The sequence below is a fragment of the Thiohalophilus sp. genome (genome assembly GCF_031581315.1).
GTDB lineage: Bacteria > Pseudomonadota > Gammaproteobacteria > UBA6429 > Thiohalophilaceae > Thiohalophilus.
This window is the reverse complement of the sequence record NZ_JAVLAZ010000039.1, coordinates 1-4,020: the sequence shown is the minus strand read 5'-3', so window position 1 is coordinate 4,020 and position 4,020 is coordinate 1. Positions and strand designations below refer to the sequence as shown.

At 59.6% G+C, this 4,020-nt stretch carries 5 protein-coding genes; 2 read left to right on the top strand and 3 right to left on the bottom strand.

Annotated features, from left to right (window positions below):
• Positions 1 to 8: 8 nt before the first annotated feature.
• Genes RI563_RS07405 through RI563_RS07395 form a run of 3 tightly spaced genes read right to left on the bottom strand, consistent with a single transcriptional unit; the run spans position 9 to position 2,838 of the window.
• Positions 9 to 911 carry a U32 family peptidase gene (locus RI563_RS07405; protein WP_310693730.1) on the bottom strand — a complete coding sequence of 301 codons (903 nt, stop codon included), beginning with the start codon at positions 909 to 911 and terminating at the stop codon, positions 9 to 11.
• Entirely contained in the window at positions 902 to 1,909 is a 1,008-nt protein-coding gene (locus RI563_RS07400; protein ID WP_317622864.1) for a peptidase U32 family protein, read from the bottom strand. Before RI563_RS07400 ends, RI563_RS07405 begins: the two co-directional genes overlap by 10 nt.
• The gene (locus RI563_RS07395) at positions 1,906 to 2,838 is read right to left on the bottom strand and encodes a TIGR01212 family radical SAM protein (protein ID WP_310693729.1); all 933 of its coding nucleotides are present in this window, start codon (positions 2,836 to 2,838) and stop codon (positions 1,906 to 1,908) included. Before RI563_RS07395 ends, RI563_RS07400 begins: the two co-directional genes overlap by 4 nt.
• A gap of 145 nt (positions 2,839 to 2,983) precedes the next feature.
• Here RI563_RS07395 and RI563_RS07390 point away from each other — a divergent pair, with 145 nt between their 5' ends.
• Both RI563_RS07390 and RI563_RS07385 read left to right on the top strand, forming a co-directional pair.
• Complete coding sequence (locus RI563_RS07390; RefSeq protein ID WP_310693728.1) at positions 2,984 to 3,613, top strand: TatD family nuclease-associated radical SAM protein; 630 nt, start codon at positions 2,984 to 2,986, stop codon at positions 3,611 to 3,613.
• A gap of 78 nt (positions 3,614 to 3,691) precedes the next feature.
• The coding region (locus RI563_RS07385; RefSeq protein WP_310693727.1) for an omptin family outer membrane protease at positions 3,692 to 4,020 on the top strand (329 nt) is incomplete at its 3' end.

Here is a 4,020-nt window from a genome sequence, read left to right as displayed (position 1 = left end):
CCTAGCCCCTAGCCCGAAGGGCTATCGAGCCACTGCATGCCGGGACTGTCATGCCAGTAGCCGTTTGCGGGCGAACCACAGGTCAGCGTGTTAATCCGGCTCCCGGCTTCGCGGGGATCGAGTTTGTTCTGCAACACCTGATGAAATAGCGCGACGATCTCGGCCATGTGTTGCGACTGGGGCGAGAGTCGCAGGACATCGGTTTGCAGTTCTCTCAGGGCGGGAATGGCACTCACCAGGTTGCAGGTGGTGGCGGACTGGGTCTGTATGCCATTAATTACCAGAAACGCATCCCGGTCCCGGGTTTTCATGTCCAGACCGTCGGGATAGTCACCGCAACGCAGCTGGCAATGATCCTTGGGCAGGTTGCAGGCGCGGGCGGTAAAACAGCGCGCCGAAAACGCCAGCGGCAGACGCCCGAAGACAAACACTTCGGTTTGCATTGACAGTGGTTTGTTGAGTTGCATCTGTCTCAAGGTCTGCTGTGACAACTCGACCGGCATCACCCAGCGAGTGGCTCCCAGGCCGTGGTGCAGGGAGAGGGAGGCCGGGTTATAGATGTTGAGGTGCGGACCGGCGATATACGCCTGGCCCTTGAGCTGCTGCACGGCGGCCATGTCGTTGGCTTCGATGGAAAATTCGCCATTGTGCGCGATGCGTCGCAGGCCGGCCAGTTCCGACTCGGCCTCGATCAGGGCGAGGGTGGAGAGCACCACCTCCTTGCCGGCCTCGCGCAGCTGGCGGGCAATACGCAGCCAGTCATCCAGGCGCAGTTCGCGTCGCTTGGCGCACACGGTTTCACCCAGGTAAACGATATCTACCGGCCAGTCGGCTACCTGGCGATAGAACGCTTCGACCTGCTCGCGGGGCCAGAAGTAGAGCAGCGGGCCCAGTGCGAGTTTCATTGCCATTGTCGATCCAGTGCGCCGAGTGTGTGTGTGCTGCCCTCGGCCAGTTTGTCCAGCTGCTGCACCCAGGCGTCGCGAACCCGGTAGGACTCGGGATCCTGTTGCGCGGCATCCAGTGCCTGGCGCAGGACGCTGACCACCTGGCCGACATAGGCCGGGCTGCGCTGGCGACCCTCAATCTTGATGGCGCTGACGCCGCTGCGAACCAGTTGCGGCAAAATGTCGAGGACCGACAGACTGGTCGGTTCCTCGATGGCGTAACCCGGTTCGTCATCGATTACGAAACGGCCCTTGCACAGTACCGGATAACCGGCGCTTTCGCCGGATTGATAACGATCGATCAGTACACCGTTGAGTCGCACCTCGCGACCCTGTGGCGTTTCATGCCACTGCACGGACTTCGCCGGCGAGCAGGCGCCACAGGTGTTGGGCGACTCGCCGGTGACGTAAGAGGAGAGATAACAACGCCCCTCGGCCATGACACACAATGATCCGAAGGCAAAGGTCTCAATCTCCACATCGGTTTTCTCGATGATACGTTTGACCTGGCTGAATGACAGTACGCGGGGTAGCACGACACGCTGGATGGCGAACTGATCCCGGTAGAAGGCAATGGCTTCATGGGTCGTAGCCGAACCCTGAACCGACAGGTGCAGGCGCAGATCAGGATATTGTTCATGGGCATACTGCAGCAGACCGGTATCCGCCAGGATCAGGGCATCAACACCCAGTTCCGCGGCCCGGTCAACGGCCCGGGTCCAGCTGGACCAGCTCGCGGGCTGCGGATAGGTATTGAGTGCCAGCATGATCTTGCAACCGTGTCGGTGCGCATAGGCGACGGCATCGCCCGCAGTCGTGTTATCGAAGTTCAGGCCGGGGAAATTGCGCGCGTTGGTGGCATCACGAAAACCGAAATAGACCGCATCGGCGCCACTGTCGACCGCCTTGCGCAATGCCGGAAAGCTGCCGGCCGGCGCAACCAGTTCGATCCGTTTCGTCATTGCAGGGCCACCTGTGCAGCGTGCTGTCCCTGACGGGTACCGCGGTGCGCCAGTTCCTGTTCGATCCCGTTGAGGACCTTCCATTTCCAGTTACACCAATCGGGTGCCAGCAGAATGTGGCTGGCCGCGGTACCGGTCAGCCGGTGATAGACAACGTCGGCCGGGGTCATTTCCACCAGGTCGGCCACCGTCTCGATATAGGTACGCATTGACCAGGGCCGGTACTCGTCACGTCGCCATTGATTGGCCAGCATTGTGCCCTTGACCACGTGCAGGGGATGCAGTTTGAGGCCGTCGACACCTTCATCCAGTACCCGGGTGAGGCTGATGTGGGTATGTTGCGGCGACTCCCCCGGCAGGCCAAGAATCAAATGGGTGCAGACCGGTAGTCCGCGCTGGCGGGCGGCGCGCACGGCCGTCTGGTATTCGCCGAAGCCATGGCCGCGATTGACCCGTTGCAGGGAGTGTTCGAACGCCGACTGCAGACCCAGTTCCAGCCAGATCTCGTAGCCCTGATCATGATAGTCCTGTAATAAATCCAGTACCTTGTCGGGCGCGCAGTCCGGACGGGTGCCGATGGCCAGGCCGATGACATCGGGTTGCGACAAGGCCGTATCGTAACGCTGTTTCAGCACGGCCACGTCATCGTAGGTGTTGGTATAGGCCTGAAAGTAGGCAAGAAACTTTTTTGCGCCGGTGCGCCGGGCCAGCACCCGACGCCCGCTTTCCAGTTGCGTGCAAACCGGATCGGGTTGACGACTATTGGGACTGAAGGAGACATTATTGCAAAAAGTGCAGCCACCGCGACCCAGTGTGCCATCACGATTGGGACAGGTAAAACCGGCATCGATGGCCAGCTTGTGGACCCGCTCGTGATAACGGGTCAGCATCATCTGGCCGAACGTATTGACGTAATCACTGAGGGTCATGCCGGGCTCGAACGACGGTTGTTGTATCAGGACAATGCAGGCTACTCGAGAAGCCGTGGGACTCAATTGATCCAGGTCAACGAAAGAAACATCGGCAGCCGGCTAAACTCGATAACCTGACCCGGCAGAGGAGAGCGGAAGCACGATGCAGACTACAAAACAGGTGATGGAACAGCCGCCGCAGACAGTGGCCTATCGCTTGCACGGTAATTGTTATCTGAATATTACCTGGCACTGTACCCTGCGTTGCCGGTTCTGCCCCAAGTTCAATGGCAGCTGGGATGTGCAGGGCTATAATCTCTGGCTGCAGAATGAGCCTGACGTGGAGCAGATACTGGCGGCTATCGGGGATCCCGCGGATTATAATGAAATCGTCTTTTGCGGTTATGGCGAGCCGACCCTGCGCCTGGACCTCCTGCTGGAAGTTGCCGGGGTACTCAAGCAGCAAGGGGCGAAGATACGTGTCAATACAGACGGGCTGGCCAACCTGGTCCATGGCTGTGATGTGACCCCGCGAATGGCGCAGGTGGTGGATGCGGTTTCCATTTCCCTCAACGCGCATGACGAACAACTCTACGATTTCCATTGTCGCCCCAAACGCCATGGTGCCTTCCAGGCCCTGCAGAACTTCGCACGCCGGGCCAGCCAGCAAGGGATTGAGGTGACCCTCACGGCCATCGACGGACTCGAAGAAGTCAATATTCCGGAATGTCAGAAAATTGCCAGCGAGCTGGGCGTGCAGTTTCGTGCCCGGCACCTGGATCAGGTTGGTTGAACACCGACGAGTTTATTTTCCTGCTTTAGCGATTCGGTTATTCTCTTTACTAACACTTTCATGGAGGAGAATAACAGGATGTTTTCACAACGATTCTATGCCCGTGCGGGCGTCTGTTTGTTTGCCGGGCTCATTGTTATACCGGCCCAGGCGCAATTGTTCGGTGAGCGGGCCAGCTGGACGAGCCGCGATCGGCAGGCCGAGGCGTATCTGAGTGCCGGCGTGGCACAGGGCAAGGCCAACGAGCTGGTCTACGGGCAACCGTCCAGCTGGCCGACAGATTACAAGTTGAGTCAACTCATCTGGGAAACCCGCCAGTTGCCGATGCTGAATGCCGGGGTCAGCGCCCGTTCCGGCCAGGTGACGCTCAACCTGCAGGGGCGCATCGGCATCACCGCCGGTGACGC

Bases quoted from the DNA above. Each gene is read 5' to 3' on its own strand.
- RI563_RS07395 (WP_310693729.1), bottom strand. From the start codon at position 2,838: ATGACCCTCAGTGATTACGTCAATACGTTCGGCCAGATGATGCTGACC.
- RI563_RS07400 (WP_317622864.1), bottom strand. From the start codon at position 1,909: ATGACGAAACGGATCGAACTGGTTGCGCCGGCCGGCAGCTTTCCGGCA.
- RI563_RS07405 (WP_310693730.1), bottom strand. From the start codon at position 911: ATGGCAATGAAACTCGCACTGGGCCCGCTGCTCTACTTCTGGCCCCGC.
- RI563_RS07390 (WP_310693728.1), top strand. From the start codon at position 2,984: ATGCAGACTACAAAACAGGTGATGGAACAGCCGCCGCAGACAGTGGCC.